This is a genomic window from Bartonella sp. MU70NMGDW, assembly GCF_042194085.1.
Taxonomy (GTDB): Bacteria; Pseudomonadota; Alphaproteobacteria; order Rhizobiales; family Rhizobiaceae; genus Bartonella; species Bartonella grahamii.
Genome location: NZ_JBHIMK010000469.1, coordinates 1 through 913, shown reverse-complemented (window position 1 = coordinate 913; position 913 = coordinate 1). Strand labels below are relative to the sequence as shown.

Below are 913 nucleotides of genomic sequence, written 5' to 3'. Positions count from 1 at the left end.
GAACGGCGTAAAGAAACACCAGCAATGGCTAGAAACTTTCTGAAAGCCCTTAATGGACTTTTTAATTGGGCAATTGATCAAGGTCTTTTGGAAAATAATCCAACTTTAGGCGTCAAAAAAACCTCCTCTTAAAAATAAAAGCGGCTTTCCTGTTTGGACAGAAGAAGATGTTGAGAAATATTATCACAAATGGCATCATGGTACCCATGAACGTGTCTGGATTGATGTTCTTTTATATACGGGCTTGCGTCGTGGTGATGCGGTACGAATTGGCTGGAAAGATGTCAAAGATAATATCATTCATCTCAAGACAGAGAAAAGTAAATTCCAAACAGATGTTTTTCTACCCATTTTGCCTGAATTAGCAGAAACTCTAAAAATTGGTCCTATTGGAAATGAAACATTCATTTGCGGAAAAAACGGAAATAAACTCGTAAAAGAAAGTTTTGGAAACTTATTTCGTGAAGCGTGTAATGCGGCGGGAATCAAAAAATCAGCACATGGCTTAAGAAAATTAGCAGCAACACGCGCCGCTAATTCTGGTGCAACAGTATCACAACTCAAGGCAATTTTTGGATGGACTGACGACAACATGGCATCTCTTTATACAAAAAGCGCAGATCGCAAAAGGCTAGCTATAGAAGCGATAAAAAAGCTCCAAAAAAATGAGGGATAGTGCTATAAAAAACATTAATGGAATCAATAATGATAAATTTCCCCCATATCGCAATAACTCATTTATTTTATTTAAAATTATTGAATCTCTGGGGGCACCATTTTATTTCTTAAACATATTGAAATATATAGATTTTTTCTTTAAATAGCCATTTTCAGACCACCTTTTAGACCACCTTCTACAGTTTATATAATTTTACCTAATTTGTTCTTATTTGCTCCTTATTTTTCTTTGGAG

At 35.3% G+C, this 913-nt stretch carries 1 pseudogene; it reads left to right on the top strand.

Features of this window, described 5'->3' with window-relative positions:
• Positions 1-676: pseudogene (locus ACFIKE_RS11660) on the top strand (tyrosine-type recombinase/integrase); the annotation flags it as partial.
• Positions 677-913: the final 237 nt, after the last annotated feature.